Origin of the sequence: Saliphagus sp. GCM10025317, assembly GCF_042663665.1 — an archaeon.
Classification (GTDB): Archaea; Halobacteriota; Halobacteria; order Halobacteriales; family Natrialbaceae; genus Natronosalvus.
In genome coordinates this window covers 1,058,696-1,073,951 of sequence record NZ_JBHTAQ010000007.1, presented here as the reverse complement: position 1 = coordinate 1,073,951, position 15,256 = coordinate 1,058,696, and the positions used below count along the sequence as shown (strand labels likewise).

General features: G+C 65.8%; 17 protein-coding genes. 16 read left to right on the top strand and 1 reads right to left on the bottom strand.

Going from position 1 to position 15,256, the window contains the following annotated elements; all coding sequences use genetic code 11:
• Positions 1-97: 97 nt before the first annotated feature.
• The 6 genes from ACFQS4_RS19860 (at position 98) to ACFQS4_RS19835 (ending at position 4,680) form a co-directional block, all read left to right on the top strand.
• Positions 98-895 (top strand): M14 family metallopeptidase, encoded by a 798-nt coding sequence (locus ACFQS4_RS19860; RefSeq protein ID WP_500195808.1) that lies wholly within the window; start codon positions 98-100, stop codon positions 893-895.
• Positions 896-1,004: 109 nt separating this feature from the next.
• Positions 1,005-2,279, top strand: a complete 1,275-nt coding sequence (locus ACFQS4_RS19855; RefSeq protein ID WP_500195805.1) for a PD-(D/E)XK nuclease family protein — start codon at positions 1,005-1,007, stop codon at positions 2,277-2,279.
• Positions 2,280-2,346: 67 nt separating this feature from the next.
• The gene (locus tag ACFQS4_RS19850; RefSeq protein WP_500195802.1) at positions 2,347-2,829 is read left to right on the top strand and encodes a YeeE/YedE family protein; all 483 of its coding nucleotides are present in this window, start codon (positions 2,347-2,349) and stop codon (positions 2,827-2,829) included.
• Complete coding sequence (locus ACFQS4_RS19845; protein WP_500195799.1) at positions 2,826-3,320, top strand: DUF6691 family protein; 495 nt, start codon at positions 2,826-2,828, stop codon at positions 3,318-3,320. The genes ACFQS4_RS19850 and ACFQS4_RS19845 overlap by 4 nt, the downstream gene beginning before the upstream one ends.
• A gap of 71 nt (positions 3,321-3,391) precedes the next feature.
• The gene (locus tag ACFQS4_RS19840; RefSeq protein WP_500195796.1) at positions 3,392-3,526 is read left to right on the top strand and encodes a transporter; all 135 of its coding nucleotides are present in this window, start codon (positions 3,392-3,394) and stop codon (positions 3,524-3,526) included.
• A 170-nt stretch (positions 3,527-3,696) separates the two neighbouring features.
• On the top strand, positions 3,697-4,680 hold the full coding sequence (locus ACFQS4_RS19835) for a tyrosine--tRNA ligase (RefSeq protein ID WP_500195794.1): 984 nt from the start codon (positions 3,697-3,699) through the stop codon (positions 4,678-4,680).
• Between the two features lie 270 nt (positions 4,681-4,950).
• Here ACFQS4_RS19835 and dpsA read toward each other — a convergent pair whose 3' ends face one another.
• Positions 4,951-5,496: a DNA starvation/stationary phase protection protein DpsA gene (gene dpsA / locus ACFQS4_RS19830; RefSeq protein ID WP_500195792.1), complete on the bottom strand. Its 546-nt coding sequence runs from the start codon at positions 5,494-5,496 to the stop codon at positions 4,951-4,953.
• A 202-nt stretch (positions 5,497-5,698) separates the two neighbouring features.
• Here dpsA and ACFQS4_RS19825 point away from each other — a divergent pair, with 202 nt between their 5' ends.
• The 10 genes from ACFQS4_RS19825 (at position 5,699) to ACFQS4_RS19780 (ending at position 15,255) form a co-directional block, all read left to right on the top strand.
• A complete protein-coding gene (locus ACFQS4_RS19825; RefSeq protein ID WP_500195790.1) occupies positions 5,699-6,661 on the top strand; it encodes a carbohydrate kinase family protein in 963 nt (320 codons plus the stop codon).
• A gap of 34 nt (positions 6,662-6,695) precedes the next feature.
• Positions 6,696-7,160, top strand: a complete 465-nt coding sequence (locus tag ACFQS4_RS19820) for a DUF7988 family protein (RefSeq protein ID WP_500195788.1) — start codon at positions 6,696-6,698, stop codon at positions 7,158-7,160.
• Positions 7,161-7,269: 109 nt separating this feature from the next.
• Positions 7,270-7,758, top strand: a complete 489-nt coding sequence (locus tag ACFQS4_RS19815; protein WP_500195786.1) for a YbaK/EbsC family protein — start codon at positions 7,270-7,272, stop codon at positions 7,756-7,758.
• A gap of 88 nt (positions 7,759-7,846) precedes the next feature.
• Entirely contained in the window at positions 7,847-9,346 is a 1,500-nt protein-coding gene (locus tag ACFQS4_RS19810; protein ID WP_500195784.1) for a metal ABC transporter substrate-binding protein, read from the top strand.
• A 62-nt stretch (positions 9,347-9,408) separates the two neighbouring features.
• Positions 9,409-10,149 carry a metal ABC transporter ATP-binding protein gene (locus ACFQS4_RS19805; protein WP_500195781.1) on the top strand — a complete coding sequence of 247 codons (741 nt, stop codon included), beginning with the start codon at positions 9,409-9,411 and terminating at the stop codon, positions 10,147-10,149.
• A 1-nt stretch (position 10,150) separates the two neighbouring features.
• Positions 10,151-11,212 carry a metal ABC transporter permease gene (locus ACFQS4_RS19800; protein WP_500195778.1) on the top strand — a complete coding sequence of 354 codons (1,062 nt, stop codon included), beginning with the start codon at positions 10,151-10,153 and terminating at the stop codon, positions 11,210-11,212.
• Between the two features lie 69 nt (positions 11,213-11,281).
• Positions 11,282-13,378 carry an acetate--CoA ligase family protein gene (locus ACFQS4_RS19795; RefSeq protein ID WP_500195776.1) on the top strand — a complete coding sequence of 699 codons (2,097 nt, stop codon included), beginning with the start codon at positions 11,282-11,284 and terminating at the stop codon, positions 13,376-13,378.
• The gene (locus ACFQS4_RS19790; RefSeq protein WP_500195774.1) at positions 13,375-14,499 is read left to right on the top strand and encodes a phosphotransacetylase family protein; all 1,125 of its coding nucleotides are present in this window, start codon (positions 13,375-13,377) and stop codon (positions 14,497-14,499) included. The genes ACFQS4_RS19795 and ACFQS4_RS19790 overlap by 4 nt, the downstream gene beginning before the upstream one ends.
• 355 nt (positions 14,500-14,854) lie before the next feature.
• Complete coding sequence (locus ACFQS4_RS19785; RefSeq protein ID WP_254157817.1) at positions 14,855-15,082, top strand: LSM domain-containing protein; 228 nt, start codon at positions 14,855-14,857, stop codon at positions 15,080-15,082.
• On the top strand, positions 15,079-15,255 hold the full coding sequence (locus ACFQS4_RS19780; RefSeq protein ID WP_253437512.1) for a 50S ribosomal protein L37e: 177 nt from the start codon (positions 15,079-15,081) through the stop codon (positions 15,253-15,255). The genes ACFQS4_RS19785 and ACFQS4_RS19780 overlap by 4 nt, the downstream gene beginning before the upstream one ends.
• Position 15,256 lies beyond the last annotated feature (1 nt).

Here is a 15,256-nt window from a genome sequence, read left to right as displayed (position 1 = left end):
TTGAATATTCGCCCGCCGTCGACGATGGCAACAGGTCACTCTCGCGGACTGTCGTCAACCGAATCCCCTTTGGGGCCGACGAGCGTAGGACGGCCCGATGAGAGTCGTACAGCTCGGGACCGGGACGCCGGAACTCGCGGTCGTCGCCGCCATTCATGGCGACGAGCCCTGCGGCGTCCGCGCCGTGGAACGGCTGATCGAGGAGGAACCGTCGGTCAAACGCCCAGTGAAGCTCGTCGTCGCGAACGAGGAGGCCCTCGAGCGCGGCGTCAGGTACGTCGACGAGGACCTCAACCGGGCCTTTCCGGGCCATCCAGAGGCGGAGACCCACGAGGGGCGACTCGCCCACGAACTCGGGGCGGAACTCGAGGGCTGTCTCACGTTCTCGATGCACTCCACGCAGAGCCACGCCGACCCGTTCGCCATCGTCGACGAACTGAGCGAGACGACCAGGGACCTGTGTCCGCAACTGCCGGTAACGGCGCTCGTCGAAACCGGGCCCTTCGCTGGCGGGCGGCTGTTCAGCGGAGCCGACGCGATTGAGGTCGAGTGCGGACTGCAGGGCAGCGACGCCGCAGCCGAGAACGCCGACCGCCTGACGCGGGCGTTCCTGACGGCCGTCGAGGCGCTCCCGGGCGATACGGTTCGGCGGGACCTCCCGGTCTACCAGCTCGTCGACCGGATCGACAAGGCGGCCGCCGACACCTACGAGGTGTTCGTCGACAACTTCGAGCGCGTCGAGGAGGGCGCGGCGTTCGCGGCCGCAGACGGCGAGAAGCAGGTCGCCACCGAGTCCTTCTATCCCGTCTTGCTGTCCCCCTACGGCTACCGCAACGTCTTCGGGTACACCGCACGCAAACTCGAGACGCTGACCGCGTCGACGGTCGCCGAGTGAGCGATCCGTTTCGGTCGCTGGAGAAAGGCTCCGTACCCCGAGCACGGCCCGTCGTCGGTAACAGTATGCGCGGCCGGAATTTATGCCGGTTCGTGAGTAAGCGTGACCGATGGCGACGAACGACCAGCTAGCGGACCGGTTTCGGGAACTTCGGCTCTCGCTCGACGCCCTGCCCGAGGTCCCCGAACCGCCGAAATCGACGTTCAGGATTCTCGGCTCGGCACGCTCGGAGCAGCACTGGAATACGTTCCTGGCGTACTTCCTCGACCCCTCCCAGCCGCACGGGTTCGGAGCGGACCTACTGAAGAGCTTCCTCGAGACGGTACGTCGGGAGACGACGACCGATCTCGAGTATTACCACCGTGACATTCAGAACGTCACGGTCGAGACCGAACTCACGTCGCCACAGAACAATCGACTCGACATCCTGATCCGGGCCCCACAGGAGTGGTTCCTCTGGATCGAGTCGAAGGTCGACGCGTCGGAAGGGCGACGACAGACGGAACGCTACGTCGAAGACACGCACGTCGGCACCGAGGAGAAGGACGAATATCCCGAGGATGGACAACACTACGTCTTCCTCTCGAAGCAGTACGCTGCCGACGCGAGCGCGACGGAATTTCGAGCCATCTCATGGCAGCACGTGGCCGACGCGTTTCGAGAGCGGCTTCGGCGGTCTCACGGGAGGTATCCGGATCGGAGCGTCGCCCAACTCGAGGATTTCCTCTCGACGATTACGGCCGTCACGCGAACGGACGAAGACGACTTCACTATGATTCAAAAAGAGAAAGTACGATTGCTCAGTGAGTACCGAGACGACATCGACGAGTTACTCGAGGCAGCCGAAGCGCTCCGTCAGCGGGCGCTCGAGGACTGGCCCACCCTGTTCCGGGATCAGCTGGAAGACGACCTGTGGACCGAGGAGTGGCAGATGCGGGACGATCCCGGCAAATACGGCTGTCTCTTCCGCCACGGCTGGTACAGAGACGAGAACCTCGAACCGACGACCGACAACGAAGCGACGTGGGGTGAGACGGGATTCAGGCTTCACTTCGGCCACCCGATCAGAAAGAACCGTTCGTTCACCCGTGGAGAACTCACCTACTACCTGGTCTGCCCGACGAACGTCCCGCTTCGTGACGAGTTCTACCACGTGTATAATAGCGAGCGGTGGCAGCAGACGCTCAAACCCCTCCTGGCGGAGCGCAACATCACCAACAAGGGGAACAAGCGGGACATTACGGCCAAGACCTACGATGTCGATCAGTCTGGACTTCCAGAAAGTTACTTCGCGACGCTCTCGACCGCGTTCGAGGAACACCTGCCCGTCGCCGCGGTCGTCGACGACGTGTTGAACGAGGCCCTCGAGAACCTCGAGCACTGAGTAGGCTCGTGAGGGCGGTCCAGTTGAAACATTGATCTGGGGCCGCCCCCTTTCGAGGAGTACACCAATGCCACTCGAGTCGCTCCTCCCGGCCGCACCGTTTCCCAATGGGATCGATCACTACGCCCTCGGCGGCGTCCTCGTCGGTCTCGGCGTCGTTACCATCTACCTCGCGACCGCCATCGCTCCCGGCGCGAGCACCTTCCTCGAGTCGACGCTATCCTACGGCTCGTCACTCTCGAGACTCGACCGCTATCGCGCCTCTCGAGACTGGCGGGTCGTCTTCACCCTCGGCATCGTCTCCGGGGCAGCGCTCTACACGCTCGCGACCGGCGGCGGAGCCTGGGTGACGGCGGTCGCGCCCTGGCGACTCCTGGTCGGCGGCGTGCTCATCGGCGTCGGTACCCGTCTCGGAAAGGGGTGTACTTCCGGTCACGGCGTCTGCGGTGTCGGCTCCGCCTCGAGCACGTCGTTCGTCGGCGTGCTTTCGTTCCTCCTCGTCGCAATCGTGACCGCGCAACTGGCGATGGCCGCGGGGGTGTCGCCGTGAGCACCAGCCCCGAGCCAGCCGCGGTCGTCCAGGACCACGAGCAGCATCCGCTGTTTCTGCCCGTCGTCTTCCTCGGTGGCCTCGTCTTCGGCGTCGGCCTCGCGCTGAGCGAGATGGCGAAACCGGAGGTCGTCCTCTCGTTCCTCCAGTTCGAGGACTTCGGCCTCCTGTTCGTCATGTTCGGCGGCGCCGCCGTCACCGGCCTCGCCTTCTTCGGCGCGCCTCGATTCCTCGGGATGGCCCCGTTGACCGGCGTGCGCTACGGGCGGCGGCTCAAGTCCCTCGACAGGAACGTCCTGCTGGGCGGCGGCATATTCGGGGTCGGCTGGGGACTGTCCGGAATCTGTCCCGGTGCAGCCTACGCCAGCCTGGGAATTGGCAACTACGCGATTCTCTGGGGTATCGCCGGCATGTTCGTCGGTGCGTACGCCCAGGCCTACTGGCGGTCGTCGCCAGCGAGTGCAGGGACCGACGCGACGACGGCCGATTGACGGACCTCGTGCTGGTGGACGCTGCGTTTGCCGGCATCACCCCTACACGGCTGTCGCTCGAGTATACTGGTATGGTTCGCCTCTCAACGGTGCTCATCCTGCTCGGTATCGTGTTCGTGATCGCGCCGATCCCACCGGTCGGGATGATCCTGGCCGCGCTCTGTTTCGCGATCGGGTTGCCGCTTCGTTTCGTGTTCGACAAGTGAGCACGTCGCTTCGTATTCGGCAGGCGAGCACGCCGCTTCGTAATCGGCAGGCGAGCACGCCAGGGTAAGCACTCGAGCCCCCAGATATTACTATAAGAACTGTAGCACGTCTCGAGTCGCGTTCGCATCGTTCAAGAACGCATAAATCCCTGCTCCGGTACCGTCCACGTATGGACACCTACGACCTGATTACGCGGAACGTCGACGAGGTCGTCACCGACGAGGAGGTACGTGAACTCGCCGCCGACCCGGCTGGCAAGCGCGTCTACGTCGGCTACGAGCCCTCCGGCGTCTTGCACCTGGGACACCTGCTCACCGCGAACAAGCTCATCGACCTTCAGGACGCCGGCATGGAGGTCGTCGTCCTGCTCGCGGACGTCCACGCCTACCTCAACGGGAAGGGAACCTTCGAGGAAATTCGGGACACCGCCGAGCAGATGCGCGCGCAGTTCCTCGCCTACGGGCTCGACGAGTCCCAGACCGAGTTCGTCTACGGCTCGAGCTACCAGCTCGAGGACGACTACGTGCTGGACCTCCACGAACTCGAGCTCTCGACGACGCTGAATCGCGCCCAGCGAGCGATGGCCGAGCTGCAGTCGGGGGAGACGGCAAAAGTGAGCCACGTCGTCTACCCGTTGATGCAGGCGCTGGACATCGAGTACCTCGACCTCGACCTCGCCGTCGGCGGGATGGACCAGCGCAAGGTCCACATGCTGATGCGCGAGGAGCTTCCCGAGCTGGGCTACGAGGCCCGTCCGTGTCTCCATACGCCCATCGTTGCCGACCTCACGACCGGCGAGGGCAAGATGTCCTCGAGCCAGGGCGTCACCATCTCGATGGAGGACTCGGCTGACGACCTCGATGACAAGGTGAACTCGGCATTCTGTCCGCCGACCCGCGACCCGGAGGGCGACCTCGAGAACCCCGTCCTCGAACTGTTCGAGTACCACGTTTTCCCGCGATTCGAGACCGTGCTCGTCGAACGCCCCGAGAAGTACGGCGGCGACCTCAAGTACGGGAGCTACGAGGACCTGGCGAGCGACCTCGAGTCGGGCGAACTCCACCCCGCCGACGCGAAGGGAACGCTCGCGAGCTACCTGGACGAGTTGATCGCGCCGGGTCGCGAAAAACTGCGCGAACTACGCGAAGCCTGAGGCGGGGCGTCAGCGGTACTCGAAGTCTGAACCAGGTCGTCAGCGGTACTCGAAGTCTGAACCAGGTCGTCAGCGGTACTACGACGGCCGGTGGGTGAATCCCGGTTCACGGCCGAGAACCCGACTCATCCGTAGACGTAGAATTCCTGGGGATATTCGTGTGTCGAGCCTCGTGCGTTGAGCCTCGAGTCCCGAGGCTCACGAGAAGCGAAAAACGATGAGAAAGTGGTCGTCGACGAGATCGTTCGCCGGTTCAGCCTCGCGACTGCCTCAGTGGGTCGCGTCCTCGAGCACGAGGGTTTCGTCCTCGAGGTAGTGCTCGAAGTGGTGGGCGTCGTCCTCGACGTCGACGAGGATTTCCCGGAGGATCTGGCCGGTCGCGTGATCTCCGAGGTTCGTCGCGAGTTCGATGCTGTCGCGCATCGACTCGATGATCTCCCCGTAGATCTCGAGGTCGTTCTCCATCATCGTGCGTAGGTCGTAGACGTCCTCGCCCTCGAACTCGACGGTCGCTCGATCCTCGAGGTTCGAGGGACCCGAAACCGGGACGCCGCCCAGCGCCTGTGCGCGTTCGGCGATCAGGTCGGCGCCCACCTCGGCGTGCTCGTAGGCCTCCTCGAAGAAGAGGTGCAGGTCGCGGAACTCCGCGCCCTCGACGACCCAGTGGTGCTTCTTGAGCTGGTGGTACAGCACGTACGAGTTCGCGAGCTCCGTGTTCAGCGCGTCGACGACCTGCTCGGCCTTCTCCTGGTCGAGTCGCAGTGCGTTCTCCTCGACGGTGTCGGCCTGCTGACGGACGGTCTTTTGGGTGCTCATCTCACGTCCAACTACGTCGTCATCCCTCTTAAAGCCTTTCCATTAGAAAATAATTCTTCTCGAGTCAGAACCAGTTTTTACGACTTCGAGAAAATTATTGCTCAAGATCGAATTTTTGGCCCCGGATTCCCACCTGCCGCTCAAGCGCCGGCCAATCGCTCGAACCCGGAACACTATACTCGAGGCCCACCGATCCGCCCGTATGAACGCATCCGTCCTCGTCGCCGGCGAAACGCTGGTCGACTTCCTCCCCGACCGGCCGGGACTGCTCTCGGCTGTCGGCCAGTTCGAACGACGACCAGGCGGCGCGCCGGCGAACGTTGCCGTCGCGCTTGCTCGTCTCGAGCACGACCCCGCTCTCTGGACGCGCGTCGGCGACGACCCCTTCGGGCGTTACCTGGTGAACGTCCTCGCTGATCACGGCCTCCCCGACGACTTCGTCGAGGTCGATCCCGACGCACAGACGACGCTCGCGTTCGTCACCCACGACGAGTCAGGCGATCGCACATTCTCGTTCTACCGCGACGGGACCGCAGACACGCGCCTCGCACCGGGGGCCGTCGACGACGAGACCCTCGGTTCGCTCGAGTGGGTCCACACCGGCGGCGTCACCCTCTCGAGCGGCCGCTCGCGCGAGGCGACCCTCGAGTTACTCGAGCGCGCCCAGGAATCGGGCTGTACGACCTCCTTCGACCCGAACCACCGACCCGAACTCTGGCCGGACTCGAAGACGTTCGAGGGAATCGGCCGAGAGGCACTCGCGGCGACCGACGTTTGTAAAGCCACCGTCGAGGAACTCGAGGCCCTCGGCTGTGCAGGCGAGACGCCGGAAGCCGTCGCCCGCGACGCCCTCGACTACGGCCCCCACACCGTCTTCCTCACGCGTGGGAGCGAGGGCGCGATAGTCGTCACGGACGCGACGGCACCGACGCCCGAGGCCGTCTTCGAGCATCCCGGCTTCGAGGCCGACGTCGTCGACACCACCGGCGCGGGCGACGCGTTCGTCGCCGGACTCGTTGCCTCACTTCGCGAGGGGCGGGGACTCGAAGAGACCCTGGCGTTCGCCAGCGCGGTGGCCGCCCGGGCGACGACCGAGCCGGGGGCAATGACGGCGCTCCCGACCCGGGACGAGGTTAGGCAGTGGCTGGACGCTGCGGACTCGTGACGCCCCGACTCACAGCAACGGCGGGTGGTCGTCCTTGAACCGCCGAGCCACGACGCGAGCGATCGAGAGACGGCTCTGCGACGAGCACGGAGGGGTTCTGCGGCGTCTCGAGGCGTCTGCGGATGCCGTCTCCGAGGCATGGCCAGCCGAGACAGTCACCGAACGAGTGGCCGTCGTCGAGCCCTTGCAAGCCGAACTCGAGGCGGCTGGACTCCTGTGGGCCTTTCCGCCGATCCTCGTCGACCTGGTCGAATCGGCGGGGTACGCCCTGCCTGCACGACCGGTTGCGGCCCCGCCGTACGTCGTCGTGACGAGTCGCGGTCCGGTGCTCCGGGCGACCGTCGAACCGGGACGACTCGTCGTTCGCCTCGACGTCTTCGGCCTCGAGCGCGAGCGTGAGCACGAGTACGAGTACGAGTACGAGTGCGAACACGAACGAGATTCAGGGCCGGCGTACCGTCGGCTCGAGTCCGTCTCAGTGGCTGTCGAACTGCACTGATTGCGGTGCTCGCTCGGATCGCCGAGGCAGTCACGAAAGCCGGGCGACCGCTACGAGACTGGGTGGGCGACCGCTACCTATTAAACCCGTGCGTGTGAGTCTCAGGCTAATGCATCCGCGTGCAGCGACCTTCGTCGCACAGGCTCGAGAGGAGTACGGGTTCGATCCGGCCGTCGAGGAGTTTCCGGAAGGGACGAAGACGGCTGCCGACGCCGCCGAGGCCGTCGGCTGCGACGTCGTCCAGATCGCGAGTTCGCTGGCATTCGACGCCGACGGCGACCTCGTGGTGGCGGTCACGAGCGGCGCGAATCGGGTCGACGAAGGTGCACTGGCCGAGGCCGTCGGCGTCGCGCCCGATACCATCGAGATGGCCGATCCGGAGCGAATCAAATCTCGGCTGGGCTGGTCGATCGGCGGCGTCCCGCCGTTCTGTCACGACCGGCCCGTCCCAATGTACCTCGACGAAACGCTGCTCGAGTTCGAGACGGTCTGGGCGGCGGCCGGAACGCCTACGGCGGTGTTTCCGATCGATCCGACAGAACTCGAGGACCTGACGAACGCCCGGGTGGTTTCGTTGGTCGACGGATCGTCTCGATAATAATTCACCCCCCCTAGACTGGCTCGAGTTAATAATTAGTGCGCCCGAGATAATAACACTTTTATCGGTGACGCCGCTGGGGGAGCATATGAACCTGACACGACGCCGCGTGCTCGGCCACGGGGCATCGGCTCTCGGCGTCGGCGCGCTCGCAGGGTGCCTGAGTGAACCGGGCGCCGACGGCGACGGCGGCGATGCCGGCGACCTCTCCGGGTACGCCGCCTTCTTCCCGCTCTGGGACTGGACGAACCAGGTGGTTGGCGACGCGGGGTCTTTCGAGAACCCCGTCGACACCGGCCAGCTCGGACACGGGTGGAGCCCGGAGGGCGATCTGGTTCGAACCGTCGCCGAAACCGACGTGTTCGTCTACTTCGACAGTCCCGAATTCACCTGGGCCCAGGACATCGCTGGCCAGCTCGAGGCTGAATCCAACTCGACCGACGTCGTCGTCATCGACGCACTCGAGGGGATTAGCGAGGACCGCTTCCTCTCGTTTTCCGACGACGGACACGAAGGTGACGATGGGAGCCACGACGACGAGGACGACCATAGTCACGGTGACGATCACGAGGGTGAACACGACGACGGCGATGATCACGAGAGTGAGCACGACAACGACGACAACGAGAGCGAACACGACGACGACTCGGAGTCGCTCTCCGTCGACGAGTTCGAGCTACTGACCTCCTCGGGCGACGTAACCGCAACCTGGCACGACGACCACTGGGACGGCGGCGTTCCGCCAGTCCCCGCCGACGGATCGATCGAACTCGAGGCAGCCGTCCAGGTCGACGGCGAGGACCTCGCGCTCGGCGCGAACGAATCCCACCAACTCGGGGCTCGAGTCGCCGACGACGGATCGACAGACGTCCTCGAGATCGAGTCCCACGGTGACGCCGTCGAAATACGTGGCCGTGAGAGCGGGCAGACGCGCGTGATCTTCGAACTCCGGCGCGACGACGAACGCGTCTGGGACTCGAGCGCCGACCCGCTCCGCGTCGAGGTCGCCGCCGACGCCGGATCGGGGATGACCGCGTTCCACGACCCGCACGTCTGGCTCGACCCCGTGCTCGCCGCGGACGTCGTTCACACCATCGCCGACGGACTCGGCGAGGTCGCGCCCGACGATGCAGACACCTTCGAAGCCAACGCCGAGGCGTACGCCGAGCGCCTCGCCGAGGTCGACGAGCAGTTCCGGGCGCTCGTCGACGAGGCCGACCTCGAGGTCGCCGTCCTCGCCGGCCACGACTCGTTCCGGTACCTCGAGCGCCGCTACGGCTTCGAACTCCACTCGCCGGTCGGGGTCTCCCCCGACGAATCGCCGAGCGCGGGCGAAATCGCCGAGACGATCGAACTCGTCGACGAACGCGCCATCGACACGATCCTCTACGATCCGTTCGAGGTTCCCGAGGGCGACGTATCGCCGCTCGCCGAGACCATCGTCCAGGACAGCCAGGCGACTGAGACGGCGCCACTGACGCCCGTCGGAGGCACGATGGCCGAGTGGAACGACCGCGACTGGGGCTGGGTCGAACAGATGACGGAAGTGAACCTGCCGTCGCTTCGGGCGGCCCTCAAATCCGAGTGATGTCTCTCGAGTACCAGCACAAAAGTGCAAGAACTAACTCCCTCGCGGGCGGAGAGTCGACAGTGACTTCCGCGGTCGACGTTCGCGACGTGTCGTTCGCCTACGGCGAGACGCCGGTCGTAAAAGACGTCTCGCTGACTATCGAGGAAGGCGAGTTCCTTGGATTGATCGGCCCCAACGGCTCCGGCAAGACGACGCTCTTGCACCTGATGCTCGGCCTGCTCGAGCCCGACAGCGGTTCGATCGACCTCTTCGGCGAACCGGTCGATCAGTTCGCCGACGGCGAGCGCATCGGCTACGTTTCTCAGCAGTCCACCGAGCAGGGCGGGTCGATGCCCGTCACGGTCCGAGAGGCGGTGACCATGGGGCGGTTCGCCCACGCGGGCCACGCGCGACTGACCGACGAAGACCGCGCCATCGTCGAAGACGCACTCGAGACGGTCGACATCACCGACATCGCAGACCGGCGCGTCACCCAGTTGTCGGGCGGCCAGCGCCAGCGGGCGTTCATCGCTCGTGCGCTCGCGAGCGAGGCCGACCTGCTCGCCCTGGACGAGCCGACCGTCGGCGTCGACGCCGAGTCCCGGGACGCGTTCTACCAGTTGCTCGAGTCACTCAACGAGTCGGGAATCACGATCATCCTCATCGAGCACGACATCGGCGTCGTCACGGACCGCGCCTCGCGCATCGCCTGCATCAACACGGAACTGTACCACCACGGCGACACCGAGTCGTTCGTCGAGAGCGACGCGCTCGCCGAGGCCTACGGGGCAACGGGACAGATCGTCCACCACGATCACTGAGATGACCGAAGGGACAGACACTGCCACGGCGACCGACGCCCCCACGAGCCGCGACGCCGGTCTTCGCCGGGGACTCGAGGCCGTCGGCCTCGCCGTCACCGGCCTCGTCGCCGCCGTCATGATCGGCTTCGTCGTCCTCTACTGGCTTCGGGAGTATCCGCTGGCCGCCGGCGCCTACGAACAGTTCATGATCGCCGGCCAGTGGCTCGATTACTACCTCGGGACGAACGTCTTCAAGTGGTCGTTCATGTGGCAGTCGATGGCCACCGGCGTCCTGATCGGCGTCGTCGGCCCGCTCATCGGCAGCTTTCTCGTCCACCGCGAGATGGCGCTGATCGGCGAGACGCTCGCGCACACGGCCTTCGCCGGCGTCGCCATCGGCTTCGCCGCGGCCTCGCTGGTCGGCTGGGCCGGCTCGCCGATGTACGCGGCTCTCGTCGTCGCGATTCTGGGTGCGCTGGGCGTCCAGTGGCTCTCCGAGCGGACGAACGCCTACGGCGACGTCCCCGTCGCGATCATGCTCACGGGCAGTTTCGCCGTCGGGACGCTCGTCGTCAGCTGGGGCCGGGGCCGGCGCGGCATCAGCATCGAGGATTACCTCTTCGGCGACCTCTCGATCGTCACGGCCTCGAGCGCCCGGTTGATGGCCGTCCTCAGCGTCGCGGTCGTCGCGGTCGTCGCTTACACGTACAAACAACTCCTGCTCATCACGTTCGACGAGCAGGCCGCCCGCGTCGCGCGACTGAACGTCACTGCGTACAACACGCTGTTGGTCGTGATGACCGCAGTCGTGGTCGTCGGCTCGATCCAGGTCCTGGGCGTCATCCTCGTCGCCGGGATGCTCGTCATCCCCGTGGCAGCCGCCTCCCAGATCGCCCGCGGATTCCGGGAAACGGTGGTCCTCTCGGTCCTGTTCGGAGAACTCTCGATCGCCGGCGGATTCGGCCTGGCCATCTCGCAGCGGCTCCCTTCCGGCGGCTCGATCATCGTCGTCGCCATCGCCGTCTACCTGCTGGTGATCGCGCTCTCGAGTCGGTCGGTCGCGGCGATTTCGACCCACTAGTCTCCGGTGAATCCCACCCGCAGGGAACGGCCCCACGTTTAACTCCCTTCCCGGGGAACAGTACATTCGATGGGAAGGTTACGCGATCTATTCGCACCCGAGACCGTCGCCGTCGTCGGCGCGACCGACCGCGATGGCGCCGTCGGACGGGCGATTCTCGAGAATCTGCAGGCGGACTTTCGGGGCGACGTCGTCCCCGTCAACCCCAACCGGGAGTCCGTGCTGGGTCTCGAGAGTTACCCGGACGTCGCGAGCGCGCCGCCGGTCGACCTGTCGGTGATCGTCGTTCCGCCGTCGATCGTCCTCGAAGCGATCGAGGAGAGCGCCGAGGCGGGTGTCGAGAACGTCGTCGTCATCACGGCCGGGTTTGCCGAGACCGGTAGCGAGGGCGCCGCTCGCGAGCGCGAGTTGCGCGACCTCGCCGCGTCGTACGACCTGAATCTGGTCGGCCCGAACAGTCTGGGGATTATGAACACACAGACCGGGATGAACGCCACGTTCGGTCCCGAGAACGCCCTCGAGGGCTCGGTGTCGTTCATGAGCCAGTCGGGCGCGTTCATCACCGCCGTCCTCGACTGGGCGAACGAGCAGGGGATCGGTTTCCGGGACGTCGTCTCGCTGGGCAACAAGTCGGTACTCGACGAGACCGACTTCGTCAGCGAGTGGGGCGACGACCCCGAGACGGACGTCGTCATCGGCTACCTCGAGGGAATCGACCACGGCGACGAGTTCCTCGAGGTCGCCCGCGAGGTCAGCGACGACACGCCGATCGTGCTGGTCAAGTCCGGTCGCACGGACGCGGGGGCCCAGGCGGCCTCCTCGCACACGGGCGCCATCGCCGGCAGTGAGGCCGCCTACGAGACCGGCCTCGAGCAGGCGGGCGTCCTCCGGGCGCGATCGGTCCAGGAACTGTTCGACTGGGCGCGAGCGCTCTCCGGACTGCCGACGCCCGAGACCGACGGCGTCGCCGTCGTCACGAACGCCGGCGGGCCAGGCGTGCTCACCACCGACGCCGTCGGCGACTCGACGCTGTCGATGGCCGGCTTCACCGACGAGACGATCGACCGACTGGCCGAGACGATGCCCGAGGAGGCGAACGTCTACAACCCGATCGACGTGATCGGCGACGCCGACGTCGAGCGGTTCGAGACGGCGCTCGACATCGCCCTATCGGATCCCAACGTCGGCAGCGCCGTCGTCGTCAGCGCCCCAACGGCCGTGCTCGCGTACGATGACCTGAGCGAAATCGTGATCGAGAAGCGAAACGAGCACAAGAAACCCATCGTCACGAGCCTGATGGGCGGCAGTCGCTCGCGCGACGCGGAGGCGATCCTCCGGGAGGCCGGCATCCCCAACTACTTCGACCCCGCCCGGGCCGTCTCGGGGCTCGACGCCCTCGAGCGCTATCGCTCGATTCGCGAGGCGACGTCCGACAAGCCCGCGACCTTCGACGTCGACCGCGAGCGGGCCCGCGAGATCCTCGAGACTGCCCGCGACCGGGCGGACAACCGCCTCGGCGTCGAGGCGATGGAGTTGCTTGAGGCCTACGGCATTCCGACGCCGCGGGGCGAGATCGTCGACGATCCGGCGGACGCGCGGTCGGTCGCGGAGTCGATCGACGGCGACGTCGTCCTCAAGATCGTCAGCCCGGACATCAGCCACAAGTCCGACATCGGCGGCGTCCGCGTGGGGGTGGCAGACGACGAGGTCTATGACGCCTACGAGGACGTCGTCGCGAAGGCGCGAAATTACCAGCCCGGCGCGACGATCATCGGCGTCCAGGTCCAGGAGATGCTCGACCTCGAGGCCTCGACCGAGACCATCATCGGGATGAACCGGGACCCGCAGTTCGGTCCCCTGCTCCTGTTCGGCCTGGGCGGCATCTTCGTCGAAATCCTCGAGGACACCTCGCTCCGGGTCGCGCCGATCGGCGAGAGCGAGGCCCGGGAGATGGTCGACGAGATCAAGGCGGCGCCGCTCCTGCGCGGCGCTCGAGGGCGCGACCCGGCCGACGTCGACGCCGTCGTCGAGTCGATCCAGCGGCTCTCAGAGCTGGTGACCGACTTCCCGGCGATCCTCGAACTCGACGTGAACCCCCTCGTCGCCGGATCCGACGGCGTACAGGCGATCGACCTCAGACTGACCGTTGACACGGAGGAGCTATGACCGACTCAGACACGGAAACCGAAACCAAAACCGACACCGACACCACGGCGAATGTGAAGACGAACGACACCCGGCCGATCCTGGTCGCCTCCCTCGAGGAGAGCACGGGCAAAACGGCGATCACGCTCGCGCTGGCCAACCACGCCGCGGAAGCCGGCGACGACGTCGGCTACATGAAACCCAAGGGGACCCGACTCCAGAGCAACGTCGGCAAGACCCTCGACACCGATCCGATGCTCGCACGCGAAATCCTCGGCCTGGACGCCGAGATGCACGACCTCGAGCCGGTAGTCTACTCGCCGACGTTCATCGAACAGGCGATTCGGGGACGAGAACACCCGGAGGAACTGCGCGAGCGCGTCTCGGAGGCCTACGACGCCCTCGCGGCGGACCGCGACCGAATGTTCCTCGAGGGTGCGGGCCGACTCGAGCAGGGGGCCATCGTGGACCTGACCGACGCGGACATTGCGTCGCTGGTCGACGCGCGCGTGCTGGTGATCGCTCCCTACGAGACCCCGGGGGACGTCGACGACGTGCTGGCCGCGGCGGAGGCGTTCGGTGACCAGTTCGACGGCGTCCTCTTCAACGCCGTCGCCGACTCCGTCCGGGACCAGCTCGAGTCCGACGTCGCGCCCTTCCTCGAGGGGCGGGGCGTACCAGTCCACGGCGTCCTGCCGCGGGACCAGACACTGGCCGGCATCACCGTCCAGGACCTGGCTGACGAACTCGGCGGGCGCGTGCTCTCCGAGAACGGCCTCGACGAGTACGTCGAGCGTTTCTCCGTCGGGGCGATGGGTGCCGACAGCGCGCTCAGGCACTTCCGGCGGACGAAAAACGCCGCCGTCATCACGGGTGGCGACCGCGCGGACATCCACTCCGCGGCGCTCGAGGCACGCGGCGTGAAGTGTCTCATCCTGACCGGCGGCCACCGCCCGTCCGGGGCGATCCTCGGCCAGGCGGCCGAAAAGCACGTCCCCGTCCTGATGGTCCAGTCGGACACGCTCACGACCGTCGAGCGGGCCGAGGAGATCGTCCGCAGCGGTCGAACCCGCGACGAGACGACCGTCGAACGCATGCAGGCGCTTCTCGCCGACCACGCCGACCTCGAGTCGCTTCGTTGAGCGGCCAGAACCGGCACTCGAGACCTTCGGGTACGAGTGAATCGAACGTGACCGCTCTGCTGTTGATCACGCCGGTCAAAAGGTAGCACCACGGCGCGTCCCCCGGGCACGGGGACCCGCCGCAATCGCCGGTTGTCAGAGGCACTCCGGCACTGGTTATATTACGTAGCCAGCGGTAAACCCTCACTCGTCGCTCTGGATCCCAGATTTCGATTACTAGTATTTAATAATTTTCATGCTTTAAATACTCGCGTCGCTTCGACTGGGTTCGACTCGAGGTTGGTGGCCCTCGGAGGGGTTCCACTCGAGCCGCCGGACCGGTACGGTTAAGTGTCCAACAACTGCCTTCACGTGTATGAGTGGACGACCGCTAGATGTCCTCGAAGCGTCACTCGGCGACCGGGTCAGCGTTCGGCTCAAGAGCGGCGAGGAGTACGTCGGCGATCTCGCCGGCTATGACCAGCACATGAATCTCGTCCTCGAGGACGTCGCTGTCTCCCAGGAAACGGATCCGACCGACGAGCCCTCGGTCCAAGACACAACCATTATACGCGGCGATAACGTCGTTTCGATCACTCCATGACTGGCGCAGGAACCCCGAGCCAAGGAAAGAAGAACAAGACGACGCACGTCAAATGCCGGCGCTGCGGTGAGAAATCCTACCACGTCAAGAAGAGCGTCTGCTCGTCGTGTGGCTTCGGCAAATCGGCCAAACGCCGCTCGTACGCCTGGCAGGGCAAAACCGGCGACAACTGAC

Bases quoted from the DNA above. Each gene is read 5' to 3' on its own strand.
- ACFQS4_RS19860 (WP_500195808.1), top strand. From the start codon at position 98: ATGAGAGTCGTACAGCTCGGGACCGGGACGCCGGAACTCGCGGTCGTC.
- ACFQS4_RS19855 (WP_500195805.1), top strand. From the start codon at position 1,005: ATGGCGACGAACGACCAGCTAGCGGACCGGTTTCGGGAACTTCGGCTC.
- ACFQS4_RS19850 (WP_500195802.1), top strand. From the start codon at position 2,347: ATGCCACTCGAGTCGCTCCTCCCGGCCGCACCGTTTCCCAATGGGATC.
- ACFQS4_RS19840 (WP_500195796.1), top strand. From the start codon at position 3,392: ATGGTTCGCCTCTCAACGGTGCTCATCCTGCTCGGTATCGTGTTCGTG.
- ACFQS4_RS19835 (WP_500195794.1), top strand. From the start codon at position 3,697: ATGGACACCTACGACCTGATTACGCGGAACGTCGACGAGGTCGTCACC.
- dpsA (WP_500195792.1), bottom strand. From the start codon at position 5,496: ATGAGCACCCAAAAGACCGTCCGTCAGCAGGCCGACACCGTCGAGGAG.
- ACFQS4_RS19825 (WP_500195790.1), top strand. From the start codon at position 5,699: ATGAACGCATCCGTCCTCGTCGCCGGCGAAACGCTGGTCGACTTCCTC.
- ACFQS4_RS19815 (WP_500195786.1), top strand. From the start codon at position 7,270: ATGCATCCGCGTGCAGCGACCTTCGTCGCACAGGCTCGAGAGGAGTAC.
- ACFQS4_RS19810 (WP_500195784.1), top strand. From the start codon at position 7,847: ATGAACCTGACACGACGCCGCGTGCTCGGCCACGGGGCATCGGCTCTC.
- ACFQS4_RS19800 (WP_500195778.1), top strand. From the start codon at position 10,151: ATGACCGAAGGGACAGACACTGCCACGGCGACCGACGCCCCCACGAGC.
- ACFQS4_RS19795 (WP_500195776.1), top strand. From the start codon at position 11,282: ATGGGAAGGTTACGCGATCTATTCGCACCCGAGACCGTCGCCGTCGTC.
- ACFQS4_RS19790 (WP_500195774.1), top strand. From the start codon at position 13,375: ATGACCGACTCAGACACGGAAACCGAAACCAAAACCGACACCGACACC.
- ACFQS4_RS19785 (WP_254157817.1), top strand. From the start codon at position 14,855: ATGAGTGGACGACCGCTAGATGTCCTCGAAGCGTCACTCGGCGACCGG.
- ACFQS4_RS19780 (WP_253437512.1), top strand. From the start codon at position 15,079: ATGACTGGCGCAGGAACCCCGAGCCAAGGAAAGAAGAACAAGACGACG.